Source organism: Streptomyces pacificus, assembly GCF_011766325.1.
Taxonomy (GTDB): domain Bacteria; phylum Actinomycetota; class Actinomycetes; order Streptomycetales; family Streptomycetaceae; genus Streptomyces; species Streptomyces pacificus.
This window is the reverse complement of record NZ_BLLG01000026.1, coordinates 47,876-64,731: the sequence shown is the minus strand read 5'-3', so window position 1 is coordinate 64,731 and position 16,856 is coordinate 47,876. Positions and strand designations below refer to the sequence as shown.

At 71.9% G+C, this 16,856-nt stretch carries 3 protein-coding genes and 1 pseudogene; all 4 read left to right on the top strand.

The window, feature by feature from the left end:
• A pseudogene (locus SCWH03_RS26735) lies at nt 1-856 on the top strand (AAWKG family protein); the annotation flags it as partial.
• A gap of 177 nt (nt 857-1,033) precedes the next feature.
• Nucleotides 1,034-1,486 (top strand): YbaB/EbfC family nucleoid-associated protein, encoded by a 453-nt coding sequence (locus SCWH03_RS26730; RefSeq protein WP_173267254.1) that lies wholly within the window; start codon nt 1,034-1,036, stop codon nt 1,484-1,486.
• Nucleotides 1,487-1,488: 2 nt separating this feature from the next.
• A complete protein-coding gene (locus SCWH03_RS26725) occupies nt 1,489-1,884 on the top strand; it encodes a hypothetical protein (RefSeq protein WP_173267252.1) in 396 nt (131 codons plus the stop codon).
• A 93-nt stretch (nt 1,885-1,977) separates the two neighbouring features.
• A complete protein-coding gene (locus SCWH03_RS26720) occupies nt 1,978-16,626 on the top strand; it encodes a toxin glutamine deamidase domain-containing protein (protein ID WP_173267250.1) in 14,649 nt (4,882 codons plus the stop codon).
• The last annotated feature ends 230 nt before the right edge of the window (nt 16,627-16,856 follow it).

The following is a 16,856-nucleotide window of genomic DNA, read 5'->3' as shown; positions in this document are numbered from 1 at the left end:
CCAACCCGACGGAACCACCACCACGACCGACCTCACCCACGGCGCAACCATCACCAACCCCGACGGCTCCACCACCACCCTCGACAACGGCCTCCTCACCACCACCTACCCCGACGGCAGCCACACCACCTTCGACCCCGACACCGGCCTCCTCACCACCACCCAACCCGACGGAACCACCACCACAACCAACCTCGGCACCCCCACCGACCTCATCCCAGACCTGACCACCGGCAACGACGGGAGCGACAGTTCGTTCCTCTCCCGGGAACTGGGTTCCATGGGCGGGGTCGCCTCCTCCACGGGGGGCGTGCCGCTGTCCGTGCCGGGATCCGGCACGGGCATGAGTCCCACGGAGACCGGAGCCCTCCTGTCGTCCGGGGTGGGGCCCCTTCCTTCCCACACTGTCGATGCGACCGAAGCCTCCCCGCTGTCGGGCGTCTCCCAGCCCATGGTCGACCCACTCGCCAACAGCACCGGCACCGGCACGTCGGGTATGCCGATGGGAGGCATGCCCATGGGAGGTATGCCGATGGGAGGTATGCCGATGGGAGGCATGGGCCAGGGCGGTGAGAAGGGCAACGGCGAACGGGTGCGCACCGTGCTGATGGACGCGCTTGAGGAGAGCGAGCGCCGCAACCGCCGGCGACGCGGCCCCTGGAACGGCAAAGCAGACGAGGACACCTTCCTGGCCCCGGCAACGCGGGTTTCGACCGCCAGCGGCGGCTCCCGCGAGGAGGACTCGGAGCCGGGCGGCAGCACCACCCGTCCCACCAGCTCCGCCGGCTATCTGGAGGAGGACGCCGACGTCTGGGGCACCGAGGAGGGCGGCACTCCCGCCGTCATCGGTCGGTGACCATCGCGGCGATAGGGCATGATCGTGCCGGACACCGGACGTCGTCCGGCCCGGCAACTCCGCCCGGGCGCAGACCGTTTCGGAGCGGCCCGGACACGGACGAGGGCCGTGCGGGAATCGGACGCGCGGATCGTGGCCGTACGTCAAGAGAGAGCGACACGGAAGGACGGAACGGGCGTGACGGAACCTCTGGAGAAGCGCCTGGAGCGGGCGATGGCCGAACTCCAGGCTGCCCAGGAGGCGGTCGCACGCACCGAACGGGAGCTGCGGCAGGCGTCGTTCGCCGTACTGTCGTCGGACCGCGCGGTTCGGGCCACGGTGGGCCCGCAGGGGGAGCTGACGGGGATCGACTTCCTGGAGGACAAGTACCGCGCCATGTCTCCCCAGGAGCTCGCCGCCAGTGTCCTGGAGGCGGCGAACGCGGCTCGCCTGAAGATGAATCGCCATGTGATGAAGGCGATGGCCCCGTTCACCGGGCCGAGCAGCGACGTGCCGGAGCTCAAGGGTTTCGAGCTGGACTGGGAGCGCATCTTCGGCCCCGAGGTACTCGAGGGCGACGACGAACCGGCCCGCCCCGACCGCACCGCCGGCACCTGGCGCGACGCACTCGGCGAGGACGGGGAGGACTGACGGTGTCAGAGCGCTACTACGCCGATCCGCAGCGGATCGAGTCCCTGGCGGGACAGCTGGAGAAGATCGGCGCCATGGCCAAGGCCATCACCGAGGAGTTCATCGACGAGCTGGCCCCCACCGTCGGGTGGCCCGGAACCCAGGGTGAGTTCGCGGCGAGCGCCAAGCCGCAGGAGCAGAGGGAGCGACAGGCGACCAAGGACACCATGCTGGCCATCCGCGACGCGCTCGTGGCCATCACGGACGCCACCGTCAGCCAGGTCAGGCTGATGCAGGACACCCGCGACCACAACATCGAGGAGATCGACCGCAGCGGAAGCCGCATCGACACCGACGGCCTGGGCAGCGACCTCGCCACGGGCGGCGACGGCGTCACGGGCGGGCATGTCCGCCACTGACGCCCGTGCCGCCGGTATCGGCCGCTCCCTGCCGGGAGCGGCGGTTCCACCCTGCCCGCGGGGCCCGCGGGACGGCACACAGGACGGCCTTCGATGAGCATTCAGGCATCGCCCGAGGTCAACGCGATGCTCTTCATCCTCACGGGGGAGAGACTCACCGACGCGGACGAGGACCTCGCGTACCAGAGCCGCAAGCCCTACGCCGGCCTGGGTCGGAAGGTCAACCGGCTGTCCTCGCTGGTCGACAAGTCCGTCCACGACATCGGCCGCTCCATGCCGGACGATCTCGCCACGTCGTACTCGAAGGCGATGGGCACGCTCACCGGTGACGGGGGGAAGAACCACATCCGAGAGTTCGCCGACCAGTTGGACAAGATCGCCGAAGGGCGACGCAAGACCTCCATGAACATCATGGAGTCCAAGTGGCAGATCATCGCCGAGGTCATCCGGCTGCTCATCGAGATCGCCGTCTACCTGGCCATGTCCGTCTTCACCGGCGGCGTCACATCCAGCCAGATCATGATGGCCAAACTCCGCAGCCGACTCGTCATCCTCACCACGCTCAGCCATATGCTCCAGCGACTGCGCCTGACGCCGTCCCTCACCGAGGCTTTCCAGGAGGCGTTCGCCACGTTCGCGGTGCGGCTGGCCATGATCAACTTCGCGCCGGAGGGCCGCCGCCCCGACAGCTTCGACTGGGGCGAGATCCTCAAGTCCGCGGTGTTCGGTGCCGGAGCGGGGCTGCTGACCGGGATCTTCGACGACCTGGCGAGGAACATCGTCCGAAGCTACGACCGCAGCTTCCTGAAGAACGGAACGGACCTCGACTTCAAGAGCAAGCCCAACGGGTACGACGTCCCGGGCACCGACCTCACGGGCAACCCGTCGCCGCGCGTGCGGAACAATGAGAACCTCTGGTGGGACAAGCAGTTCGTGCGCGACAACGCCGACCGCAAGGGCGCGCTGGCCGGCCACTACGGACTCATGGGGACCACCGACTTCGTCGCCGCCGGCGCCGGTGAGGCCCTCGCCGAGATCCTGATCAAGGGCGCCTACGACGGAGACTGGTCGACCAGTTGGTACACGTTCGTCGGAGCGGGCATCAGCAGCCAGGTCGAGGCCGCGATCATCGGCGCCGTCGTGAACAGCGGCACCGAACTGCACCATGCCATCGACAACCTCCGCAACCGGCCGCCCACCGTCTCCGGCGGCACCGCAGCGAGCGAGGACACCGGAGACCGCGGGGATGCCGGGGAGTCCGGGGAGTCCGAGAGACGGCCCTCTGGGGACTCGCCCGCAGCAGGCGGACAGGAGGGCGGGGCGAACGCCTCCCCGATCACGGAGAGCGTCGGTGACATGGGCACCGCTCCCGGCACTCCCCCGCAGCAGACGAACCTGGAAGCGCCTCAGCACCTCCCGCATTCAACGCCCATGCCCGCGACGGAGAGTGAGCTGTGGCGGCAGGTCCGCAACGGCCCCGCCGACGTCCGCGAGCAGGCACTGCGCGACCTCGGCGCCCTGCGCGGCGGGACGCGGCCCGGCAGTGCCGAGATCGGCGTCCGGGAGGGCCTCCACACCGACCTGGCTTCGGTGCCCGAGGTCCGCGTCATCCCCGCCGTGGACAGCGCCGCGGCGCGGACGGACGCCGACGAGATCCGCCTCGCCCTCGACGGCCTCGGCGTCCATGTCGTGGTCGGTTCCCCGGTCACAACCGGAGCACCCGCACCCGCACCCGCACCCGCACCCGCACCCGCACCCGCACCCGCACCCGCACCCGCACCCGCCACCAACGCCGCCGTCGCGGCCGGGACACCCACCACCGACCCCACGCTCACCACCGACTCCACGCTCACCACCAGCACACCCACCACCGAACCCACCCCTGTCGCCGGGGCACCCGCCCCCACCACCGACGCACCCACCGCCAGCTCCCACGGCTCCCTCGGCGGAGCCACCTCGACCACTCCCCCGCAGACCTCCGCCACCCACCCCCCCACCAGTTCATCCCTGCCCGGCGCAAACCATGCGACCGGGGCCGGCGGGCGCCCGGCCGGTACCGCCGCCCCGGGTACTCCCACCCCCGGTACTCCCACCCCCGGTACCCCCGCCTTCGGCGCCACGCCGTCGGGCTCTTCAGCGACAGCGACCCAGGACACCCGCGCTCCCGGTGCCGGCGGCCGAGCGGACGGCACCCTCGCCACGGACGACACGTCACCCGGGAGGGATTCCTCCGCGGTGGCGGCCGGCCCGCGGGGGATCGACGCCGCTTCGGGCTCGCTCGACCCCGCATCCAGCCCGGTCCTCGAAGGAGTCGCCGCAGACTCCACCCCTCCGCAGGCGGTGGACACCACCGGCTCGTACAGCGGCAGCACCGGGGGGCAGATCGCCGACGGGATGCCAGGAGCCACGTCGGACACCGAGATCTCCGGCGACTCCGCTTCCGGTGAGCCGCCGCCGTTGACGCTCGTGGTTTCGGAGACGCCACCGCCCGGAGAGGGCTCACCGGCAGCGGCCCAACTGCTCGACCGGGCGGGAACGGACAGGGTGGTGGCACTCGGACCTCCGGTCGCACCGGACGGAGCAGGTCGCCCGGTGCGCGCTGCCGTCGAACTGACCCGCGAAGGGCCGGGCGCCCCGGTCAGGAGCCGCCCCCTCACCGGCCCGGCGGTGGCCCCGACGACGCATCACACCGCCAGCAGAACAGACCTCACGGGCGCTGCGGATACCGTGGACAGCACAGACGACACGCGGGCCACGGGCCGTGGTGCCAGGAGCGGCACACGTGACGCCGTGGACGCTACGGACACCATGGGCACCGTGGACGGCACGGACACCGTGGACGGCAGCACGGACATCTGGTTCCCCGGAGCAGACGTGCTGATGCCCCTCGCCGACGCCCTCTCCCCGGACCGCGGTTCGCGCCCCGCCACCGAAAGCACCGGGCAGGCCGGCGGGCCCTCGCTCGCCGACGCGCCCACAGCCTCATCGGCGACGCCGGTGAGGCCGACCACTTCCATGCACGGCGAGGGGACGACCCCGAGCCCCCCGTCGGCCCCCGCGCCCGAGGCTGCCGAGGCCGCGAGCCCGTCCCATGCATGGAGGGGCGCGGCCGACGACATGTCCCGCGGGTGGAGCGGCACCGACAGCCTCGGAACCGGTGGGGAGGCTTCCGGCACCGGCACCCGCACCGAACTGGGGACGGAGCGGGACGTCACCGCGATCCCGCAATCGGCCGTTGCAGCGGAAACCAGCCCGATGGCGCCCTCAAGCGTCTTCTCCTCAACCGCGGTCATCGAGGCCCCGGCCAGCCCTCCCACCGCACCGCCGTCCCGGGCTGCCGCCCCTCCCACGGCAGCGCCGCCGTCGGGCCGGATCGTGGTACGGCCTGCGAACGCCGGACTCGCCGGCGCCCAGAGCGACACACGGAACACGGCCGAGAAGGTCGTCACCAGCCTGGACGGCCACCGGGTGCCCCTGGAGCAGCTGCGGCGCTGGGTGCCGGAGACCGCCGACGGCCCCCGGCAGGGCCGCGCCGTAAGCACGTTGACCGTCTCTCCGAGCCGGGCCGAGGACGAGGCCGACGCGAACCCGCGCGCGCTGCTCGACCAGGACGGCTTCCGGAGCGTACGGACCACGTCCACCGCCCCGGCCGCAGGCGCCGGGGCCACCCCGCCCGTCCGCTCTGCCGTGTTCACCGGCCCGTCGACCCCGCTCCCCGGAGCGGGCACCCGAACGGGTGCCGACTACGTCGCGGCCCACGGCACCCCCCGTACCGTCACCCTGGGCAGCGACGACCTGGCACACCCCACGGTGACCGTCAGCGGTGTGCAGTTGGGCGAGGTGCTCAGGTCCTGGGCCGCGGAGGGTGACCAGGACCGTCCACTGGTCCTCTTCGCCTGCCGCACGGGGCGACAGCCGGAGCGTGCGGGACTGCCGGTGGCGCAGCACGTGGCGAACCGGACGGGACGGCCGGTGTACGCGCCCACCACGGACGTGGGTACGGCGGAGGACCGGGACGGCAACGTCCGCGCGGTGCTCGTCGAGGGCGCCGAAGGACCGGGGCGGTGGCGGCTGTTCACCCCTGAGCCGGCTGGTGCCGAGTTGGACGCACTGGCACGCGACGCCGGTCTGCACACGGGTACGGAACCGGCCGGTGCCTTCACCCGGGCTCGTGCCCTCCAGCAGATCCGCACCCTGCGCGAGGCCCTCGGGCCGGACGCCGAACAGCGTCCGGAGAACCGGGAACTGCTCGCCGCCCTGGCCTTCGTGGACGACCTGCGCTGGCACTCGCCGGAGGCGGCGGCACGCTACGGCGACCCGGGGATGACCCCGGATCTGCTACGCCGAATGGTCGCCGACCGGCGCGGCACGGCGATCGGCACCACGGCCGCGGATCCGGCCGCCGCTCCCTCGGTCGAGCAGTACACCGCGTTCCTGCGCGACGCGGCCGGCCTGCGGGCCGTCGCGGGGCCCGGCACGACGCTGGATGCCCTGCTGCCCCCATCGCCGCCCACGCTTCCGCCCACCACCCTTGTCTCGCCGGACGAGGCCCGTGGTCTCTCCTACGCGGAGTCCGCGCGGATCACCTGGTCTCTTTCCGGCGACCCGCTGCCCCTGTCCGAGCTGGGTCTGAACGAAGAGGACACCGCGGAACTCATCCGCCGCAAGTCCGACCCGGGCGTCCTCGCGCACAGGGACACCGACGGCGACACCACCACCCAGCGCGCTCGCCGCAGGTCCGACCCGGGCAACGCCTCGCCCCCGCACATCGACACCACCGACACCGAACCAGGCACCACCGCCGAACCCGACCACCCCCGCACGCCCAGGCCCCGGCTCGCCGCAGAGCAGCAGGAGAACCACACGGCAACCCCACCTCCGCCAAGCGACGAATCCGAAGCGGGTCCCGAAGCCGGTGCCGAAGCCCGACCCGAGACCCGTCCCGAAACCGAAACCGAAGCCCGACCCGAAACCGAAGCCGAAGCCCGACCCGAGACCCGTCCCGAAACCGGTGCCGAAACCGAAGCCGGTGCCGGACCGGGAGCACAGCCCGACCCGGGCATCCTCGTGCGCGCGCACGACATGGTCTTCCGACGGCTGAACACCCCGGGCGACGGAGACTGCTTCTTCCGGTCGCTGCTCGACAGCGCGCGAAGCCAGGGGCTCAATGCTCCCTGGACCGGACGGAGCGTCCCCGAACTGCGCCGGTTGCTGCGCGACAGGATCATCGCGGCCGGACCGGACCCGGTCACCGGGAGCCTCGACCCCGTGGCCGTCGTCGTGGCCGATCTGCGGAGCAGTGCCCCGGGTATCGCGAAGGACGGGAGCGATCGGCGCCGGATCGACGACGAGTGGGAAGGCATCCGAAAGGCGGTCGTGGACCGCGGCGATGCCGAGGGATGGCGGAAGATCCTCCGAAACAGCGCCTACCGGGATCTCCTCGCGGTCGCCGCGACCCCCAGTGCGGCGCGCGAGCTGACCTACCACGGGCTCGTTGCCGCCGCGGCGGAACGCACCTCCCTGTGGACCTCCCCCTTCGCCGACGATCTCCCGCAGGCGCTGGCGCGGGCTCTGGCCCTCGACCTCCGGCTCGTCCTTCCCGGCTCTCAGCCGCCCATCGCGCTCGGCGGCCCCGGAGACCGACCCTCGCTGTATCTGGCCTACAACGGAATCGACCACTACGACGCCCTGGCTCCGCAGCCTGTTCCGGAAGCGGCCACCGTCCCGATCGCCGTGAACCCCGACGCCGAAGATGGGTCCCCTCACCGTGCGGGCACGGCAGTGCCCGGAGAAACGGTAGGCCCAGACGCCGCGGAGGCCGCAGACCCCGGAGACAACGCGGACCCCGTGGACAGCACAAACCCCGCGGACACCACAGACAGCACAGACAGCACAGACACCGCGGACACCGCGGACACCACAGACACCACAGACACCGCGACGGACCGGCCGGCGGCCTCCGGCACCGCGGGCAACCTCCCACCCACGGTGGACAACGGCACCCGCACGGGGCAGGAGGTCGCACCACAACCGCGTCCGGTCACCGAGAGCGGCACGACCGACGCTCAGGGCCGGCAGTCGCCACCTCCGGTACGGCCCGCGGACGCGTCCCCGGATCAGCAGGCACCTGCGGACCGGCAGGCGCCTGCAGAAGCGCCCGAGGGCGGTGCTCAAGGCGCGTTGGAGGAAGAGCGCGCTCCGACCGACGGCACCCCTGCCGCAGCAAACCCCGACCCCGTCGAAGCAGACGGCACCCCTGCCCCGACCAGCACCGACGACACCCCCACCGACGAACCGGCACAATCCCCCGCCCCCGACCCGGTCCTCGCCGGACGCCACACCACATCCATGGCTGGTAAGAAGATCACCGAGGACCCGGGGCCCGACGGTGTGCGCGAGCGGATCGAGGCACTGCTCGGCGACCACGGCAAGGACGTCTCCGTGGCGCAGCGCCTCGACGCCGCCCTCGATCCCGCCAACTTCCGCAAGCAGCACGACCCGATGCTCAACGGCGGCTGGCGTTTCACGGTGCATGCGGACGGCAGACCCCACGAGATCGAGGTGCGGGCGACCGCCGGTCCCTGGACCCTGGACGCCGTGACCGACCCGGCCGAGGACAACGACGGGGAAGGCTTCGGCGTGCCGTCGCAGTCGGCGTACGACTCCCCGCCGCGCAAGGTGGAGATGGCCTCCTCCGGGCCGAACCTGGACCTGCCGTTTACCGTCATCCGGCCTCTGGGCGACCAGCTGTCCCTTCTCTTCAGCCCCTCCATCACATGGGGAGGCACCTCCCACGACCGCTCGACCACGGTCGCCTGGTCGTCGCAGACGGCGAACAAGTTCGCCCTCACGGGAAGGACGGACAGCTACACCTCGCGCTTCAGCTACCAGGTGACGGTCACGGACCACCAGGGCGCCCGGCTCACCGCCGAGGGTGCCGACGCCCCCGTCACCGGTACGGTACGCGCCGACGTCCCCCGTCCGGAGAGCCTGGCCGAAGGACGGCCGCGCAGTTGGAGGGGCTGGGGGCACACCCGTGCACCCGAGCCGGGGGAGAGCCCGGCAACCGCCCACCGGACGCCGGAACCCGCCCCGGGCCACCCGGTGTCGATCACCGGGCTGGACACCGCGCGGAAGGCGGTCTACGAGGCGCTTGCGCGCGAGGCCCGCCCGGACGGCACCGCGCACCAGGACATCGAGGACTTCTTCCGGCCGTCCCACATCATCGACGAGTTCGAGCACGCCTCGGGCCGGGGGCTGATGTCGAAGCAGCTCAGGCTCAGTGACGGCCGCCGCGCGTATCTGCATCTGACGGTCGAGCCGGACGACTCGCTGGCCCTGCACACGGTGGACGACAAGGCCACCCTGGGGTCCAAGTGGTCCAGCGAGCACGGCCGGAACCGTACGGAGAAGAGCTCCTGGTCGGTGGGGCTCGGAGGTGGCGCGAGCGTCAACGTGTCGGACGACGGCCCCTTGTGGCTGACCGGTACCGTCGGCTACGCGCACTCCCGCACCGTCGGCCACGGCGTCAAGGGCAAGCACATCGTCGGCACGGAGTCCCATCACGAGCGGTCCGACAGGGCCGACCTGGTCGCCACCCGGGTGCGGATACACGTCTGGCTGACGTCCAGTGCCCTGCGGCCGGGGCTCGACGGGTGGTACGGCACCGACACCACGCCGATCGGGGACCACACCCCACCCGCCGAGCGGCAGCAGTCCCCGCACCCCTCCGACCATGTGGCCATCACCATCGAGCCGCAGCACGGTGAGGTGCTGCACGCCGTCCCCCACGACACACCCGCCCCGCCCGCCGCGGGCGACCGCCCGCAGCTCGACCCCGAACGGCTCGCCGACCCGGTCGCGGCACAGCTCACGACGTTCCTGCACGTCCCCGGTTCGCTGGAGCTGGAAGACCACATCGTGCATGTGATGTCGCAGAGGTTCCCCGGCGTACTGCCGCCCCCGGAGGCGGTACGACCCGGCACCGGGGCGACACCCGGCGGGGACGCCGGAGAGCGTCACCGGATCACCCCTCAGTCCTGGGAGAACCTGCGTTCGCTACGCCGCCTGCTCATTCCCTCACAACTGCGGGGCGCGGGCGCGATGCTGCTCGAGGGCACCTACCGGATCGCTCTGGACGCCCCCCGGTTGCCGCTGCTCGGCGAGCGGACCTACGAGATCCTCATCAAGGCCGAGCCGGCCAGGGGCGACCACCTGGGTTCCCGGAAGTCGACGGCGAAGGCGGCGAGCACCCGTACGACCGGGGAGGACAAGTCCGCCACCCGCGGCTACAAGCACGCCGTCAACATCTCCGGGACCCTGCGTCACCCTCAGACCGAGTCGGATACGCTGCGCGGATTCACCGCCGCCGGGCTCGACTTCACCCCCGACAACCCCTCCCACGGAGTCACCACGGGCTTCGAGACCGAGGTGACGCGGACGTTCTCCCTCGAGTCGGAGACCGATGTGTACGCCCACCCGGTCACGTACCGGGTGCTGATCGGCGTCCAGGACCCGGAGCACCCCACCACCCGCCTGTCCACGGCGGAGCAGCCCCCGTCGCCCACCCGGCACACCGGTCAGGTGGAGCCCGGTGGCCGCCTGACCGTCGAGGTCGCACGGGAGAGCGGGACCACCGGCACGGCGCCGCCCGCCGGACTCCCCGGTCTGGACATGCTGCCGCAGCGCCATGCGATCCGCCACGTCACGGACGGGGACGGCTTCCGCGACAAGGCCCTGCAATCGCTGGCCGGCGCCTTCGAGAAGAGGTCGGTCGAGGCCACTGCCTCGACGGCGCTCCAGCGCGCGGTGCGGGCGGTCCGGTGGGCGACCGGGTTCGACGACGTCCGGAACGGCACGCCGCCGCCCGCGGTCGGGGGCCTGCGGAAGGCCCTGGACGGGATGGCCGACGACGGCCACCTCCGGTCCCTGCTCTCCGCCTCGCACGGCGGGTGGGCCAACAGCGGTGACGAGCAGGTCGGCTCGGGCCGCAACCGCGACACCATAGGCCTGTCGGCGCGGACCCGCCTGAGCCACTTCCGGTTCCGCGGGACGATGCCCGGCGAAGGCACACTGGAGATCGAGACCACGTCCAGCACCTCGACCGCCGTGGCGGACAAGAACTCCCGCGCCCTCAAACTGGGAGTCGGTCACGACACCGCGCACTACCCGTCGGCAGGGGACGCCGCCGAGTCGTTCCAGCCGCGCGGCGGGCCCAGGATCAAGGGCGGATCCGGCTGGAGCGACGGCGACAACGTCAAGCAGAAGACGACGACTTCGCGGAAGACCGCGCACCAGGGGACCTGGCACCTGTACGAGGCGGACGCGGACGTCACCGTCCAGGGTCGTGTCACGGCCTGGGACGGTGTCGTCACCGTCGGCGCCCCGGAGTCGAGCCGGCACCGGGTGCTGGTGCTGCTCTCCGACGACGACGTGAGGCGGCTGGGCACCGAGGGGACCGCGGACACCGGCGCCCCGGCCCGCACCGCCCCCGCGGACCCCACCGTGCCGCGCCGGGCTCCGCTGCTGGAACAGGGGCTGCTGAGCGGGGCGATCGCCCACATCCCGTCGTCGGACGAGATCCTCGGCGAGATCGACCGGCAGATCCGCGGGCTGGAAGAGGCGGCGGATGTACCGGTGACCGCCCTGGAGTTCGCCGGGACCTTCTCGCCGGAGAACCTGTCGGCCAACTACGAGGAACTGGTGGGCCAGGGCATCTTCGAGTACCGCGTCCAGGAGTCCCACACCGGTCGGATGGTCACCCGGGTCCTGGTGCGCGGCGTCCCGCAGCACGAGTGGACCGACGAGGGAGACCACTCCACCGGGAACACCACCCGCAAGGTCGGCCTCTCGCAGACCGTGACCGGCAGTTCGGGGCGCAACTGGTCAGGGGGCCTCGACGCCAACTCACGCCTGTCCTATGCGCCGATCGCGAAATCCGGAAGCGACGGATCATCGGCGGACGGCCCGCCGCCCGTGTTCCGGAGCTGGGGCTGGGCGCCGTCTCTCGGTGCCGAATTCAGCCCGGCCAGCAGCGCGGACGCAGGCGTCACCACCAAGGTGGAGTACAAGACGTCGAAGTTCGGCGACATGGTGAGGTTCGCCAACCGCATGCGCTTCGAGGTCACCGTGACCCGGCGAACCGTGTACCCCCTCCTCGGTGAACGCCCAGGCGATGTCGTGGCGCCCGGGCTTGTGGAGCCGACGTGGCCGGTCCACGTCTATGTGCCCACGTCGCTCACGGAGCACGGGCAGGCGTGGGTCCTGCAGGGCGGCACCAGCACCGGTACCCCTGTCGGCACCGCACCCGTCACCGCCGACCGGGCCGAACGGGACCGCTGGCAGCAGTCGCTTGACTCCGCACACGACCTCGTGGGCTTCGACAGCCAGGGTGCGCTCCTCGGCGACGCCGAGACGCTGCTCACCGTGCCCCGCCCGGGGACCGGCGGCATACGGAACCTGCTGGGAGCCGTGTCCGGGTGGGTGACTTCGGCCTTCTCGACGGCCCCCGCCGCGATCACTGCCGACCAGGAGGCGGCGGGCACGGACGGTTACCGGCTGGTCGCCACCCCCAGACAGGGCCGCGGCACGACCACGGCCAACCGGGGGCCGGGGCACCCGGACGGCTACAGCCTGGCCGCCACCCCCAGACAGGGCGGCAACACCGACCAAGGGCAGACCGCCCCGTCGCTCCGCTACTGGCCCGAGGGCATCACGCTGGAGGCCGCTCACTCAGTGGTCCGCTCCGTCGCTTCGGGCCCCCGCCCCGAAGGCAGTACGAACCCTCTGCTGCGGGAGCAGCGCTTGACGCCGGAGCAGCAGGCCGCGCTGCGTCAGGCGCTCTCCCAGCAGACCCTGACCTCGGTCTTCCACCAGCTCAAGGACCCCGCCAGGGGGTACCGCACGATTCCGCTCGGCAGCGATGGCCGGACGGGTCTGGAGCTGCGGCTGCGCCCCACCGGGGAGGCGCAGGAACTCTCCACTCGCGACGAAGGGAGCGACGAGGTCACCGTCTCGACGGAACACGAGTCGTCCACGACGTCCACCGCCGGTGTGACCGCAGCCTTGAAGCCCGCAACGAGCCATGTGTTCCTGGCGGAAAGGACGACGGACGGGAACGGATCAACCGTGATCGTTCCGTTGCCCAGCGATGTCGCGAAGGCCGAGTACAACGCGACGTTCGAGAGCAAGAAGCCCGTGACGCTCAGCCCGGGGGTTCCCTCCCGGACTCTCACCCTACCGACCGTGCCGCACGGCAAGTCGGCCGACGAGCCGGGCAAGGCCACGCTCAAGGGCGCTCAGGTGCTGATGCGGCAGCCGGTGCGGCTGACCACGCAGAACTTCGACGAGAACGGCACGTACGGGAACACAGCCGATACCGACGGGCACGTCTACTACTGGGTGGCCAGGACGACCGGTGAGGCGGCCGCCGGGTCCACCTCCACCGACGGCGCTTCCGAAGCACCGGAACCGGCACGCTCCCCCTCCACGCCCACACCCGAAAGCAACGAGCACAACCCGACGCAACCAACCGAGCCCACTACCACCGAACCCCAGCAGACCGACCAAACCCACCCCACAACCCCCAACACCCCCACAACCCCGAACACCCCCACAACCCCACACCCCGACCCCACACCCGAACCCGAAAGCAACCACACCCCCGCAACACCACCCCCCACCCGCAAACAGCGCGCCGAAGAGCCCACCGGGCCCGGCGCGCCCGCCAAGCGCCCCCGCACCCCGCGGCATGAGAACACCGACGCGGTACTGCGCGACCGCGGTCTCGTCCCGCCGAGTCCCGAGGAACACCAGCGGGTTCGTGAGCGGGCGGCCGAGCTGGACGCCTTCGCAGCTCCTCACCGGCCGCTGCTGTCGGCCATCACCCGAGGCTTCACCGGGCCCAACTGCGGTGAGACGGTGGAGGCGTACCGCGACACCTGGTTCGGCCGCCCGCGGGCGGCCGGCTTCCTGGCCGCCGGGGCCGGCCGGGCCGGCCCCGAGAGAGGCTTCGCCTGGACGGTGTACAAGCGCCATGACATGCCGCTGAGCTACGGTCGGGGATCCGCCGGGTTCGACGCCGTGCTGGACCTCGTCACCAGGGGCGGCCCGGGGAGCTTCGCGACCGTGCTGGCCGGCGACCACGGCAGCGTGGGCCACGACTGGGCACTGGTGCACACCGGCGACGGGGCGTTGCTCTGGGTCGACGTCCACGGCGGGACCGTGCACCCGGCGGAGCCGGACCGCCCCCCGGCGGAGCTTCCACCGCACGTGCGGATCTGGGCGAGTGCCGCAGACCGGCACGAGGGCCGGCTCACGGGCACCGGCACGAGCGACCCCTACCTGCTGAGCCCCGACAGCGAGCACCCCGAGGCCCGGTTCGGCATGTCCTCGGATGTCGAGATGGAGGAGGTCCCGACCGCGCACGCGACGCCCCCGGACGCGGACGTCCCCGGTTCGACCCGGCAGCGGTTGGCCGATCTCACTCTCGACGACAGGCATGTCAACGGCGCCTTCCGGCAGCTGACATCGCGCACGCGGGGGGACTTCCCGACCGACGAGGATTACCGGTACTACGTCCGCCGGACCGCGGGGCGCCAGAGCGACGACGACTACCTCGACTACGTCCGGGAGAGCGTGGAGCAGGCGCGCCCCCTGGCGTTCGTCATCAACACCATGACCGGCCACGCAGACGCGCACCGAGCCGGAGAGGTGATCGAGAGCCTGCTGTCCGGTCTGGACGGCTACGCCGGCCGCCTGGCGATCGTGATCGGAGTCAATGCCGTCGAGACCAAGGGACAGGTCCTGGCCGAGGCCGTCGCTTCGGTGGAAAAGCAGGTCGAGAAGCTGGACGTGCCGGTGGCTGTCGTCCCGTCGACCTTCACCGGGTCGTTCCCCTACGGCACGATGCGCAACGCGGTACTGCACAGCCCGGAGAGCATCGCCGCGGTTCAGTCGCTGATGGGCCTGGGGCTGCACCCCTACATCGCGGTGCAGGACTTCGACGACGGCTCTCGGATGGTGCCGTCGGGTGTGCACGTGTTCACGCACTTCGAGCAACTGCTCGACCCGCCCGAGCTGCGCTCGCCCGACCCCGGCGAAGCGCTCCCGCCGAGCCGGCCGCTGCTGATGACCGGCGGCTACCGGGTGCCCGGCCCCGAGGAGGGGGAGCAGCAGAAGCGGCTGATCGAGGACACGAGGAGACGCTACGAGGCGAAGGACGTCACCGTGCCCGAGCAGCTGACCGATCGCGTGGAACAGCGAGCCTTCCTCGAACGGTTCCGGCGTGCCGTCGCCGACGACATGCGGGAGCGGCGCTTTCAGGCCGGGATCCACCCGCTGCTGCCGTACGCGCCGGAGCCCAACCTGTTCGTGGACGGCGCCGCCGTCCTGCCGCCCCCCGCCGGGGGCGGCAGCGACCGGCCGGACGTCCGGTTCTCCGACAAGGGGGCCGAGCTGACCGGACTGGCACGGCAGCTGAACCGGTACAACGCCTGGGAACTGGGCAGGCGGTACGACAGCGAACTGGCCGAGGTCGAGGGGCGGAGTTTCGAAGTGCCTCGCTCCACGACCGCCGAGGACACGCCCACGACCCTGCCGACGGGTGCGGACGAAGTGCTCGAACGGGTCCGGGCCGACGCCGAGAACCACCGGCTGCCGTTCCGCGGGCCGGCCTACGTCACGGACTTCGAGTCCGGCGCGGTGGTCACCGATCTCTCCCGGATCGCGTACGCGTTCCTGGAATCCGGGGAGAGGAAGCTGCTCCAGTCGCATGCGGACCTCGGCACCGTCACCAACCGGTTCTTCAGCAACGACAGCGGCGGCAGCACGAGAGGGGCCAAGAAGGGAATCAGCCTGGCCGCCCACCGCTCGAACTACGCCTTCCACAACTCGTCGACCTACTGGAGCCACGAGCCCCGGCGTGCGGAGTTCGCCGGAATCCCGGCCGGGAGCAAGGAACTGCCCGCGAAGAGCCGGGGCAATCTGGGCCACGCGAAGAGGAACGTCATGGCGGATGCCATCTCGGCCCCGATGACCGGTTCCTTCACCGGGCTCAAGGCCGGCGTGTCGGACAGCCACAAGGTATGGGCAGCACAGGAGTTGGCGCTGTCCACCCCCGTGCTGCGAGCCGGTCGGCGCCTGGCCGACCTGCTGTTCGGGACGGGAAGCGAGGGCGGTCCGGGCGACGGCGGCGCAAGGCTGCGCACCTCCGTCAGCCGGCTCGACGTCTTCCCCGCCCGCGCGGAGGGGGGACCCTCCGGTCAGGAGATCCCCGCCGACGGCGACTGCCTCTACCACGCGGTCAACCGGGCACTGTCCGGACTCGCCCCATCGGGGGGAGCGGCCCGTGAACTGCGCACCTCTGTGGTCCGCTGGACCCTGGCGCCGGAGAACCTGGGAACCGCCGTGCGGTACGCCGACGAGCACGGCGAGGCCTTCGACGACGTCGTCAACGTCCTGGCCGTGAGCGGAAACTGGAACGAGGGAGCGGGTGACCTCGCACCGCGCCTGGTGGCCTCCGCGCTCGACATCGTGATCAGGATCCACCTGGCCGGCGGCCGGGTCCACGAGCTCCTTCCGCTCGGCGCGGCCGGCGCCGACGGCCTCCGCGTCATCGACCTGTCCCTGAGCGGCGACCACTACGAGGTCCACCAGGGCGAACAAGGGCCGTTCCTCACCAAGCGCCCCTCCGAGGACGTCCATGCCGACGACGTGCCCCCTCCCAAGCGCACGCGCCCCTGAAGTCCGATGCCGTGCCCGGCCGGTGCCGGTGCCGGTGCCGCGTCCGGCGGATCCGGCGCCGTGCCCGGCCGGTGCCGCGGGGGGGGGCGCGGCAGGACGCTTTCCCGGGGACGATCCGCCGGCCCGGCCACCCGCCGTACCCTCCCCGGCGGACCTCCACCCGCCCCCTCCCACCACCCGCCACCCGCCACCCGCCACCCGCCACCCGCCGACGGGACGCGGTCCACGCC

Coding starts and splice junctions, on each gene's coding strand:
- SCWH03_RS26720 (WP_173267250.1), top strand. CDS start 1,978: ATGAGCATTCAGGCATCGCCCGAGGTCAACGCGATGCTCTTCATCCTC.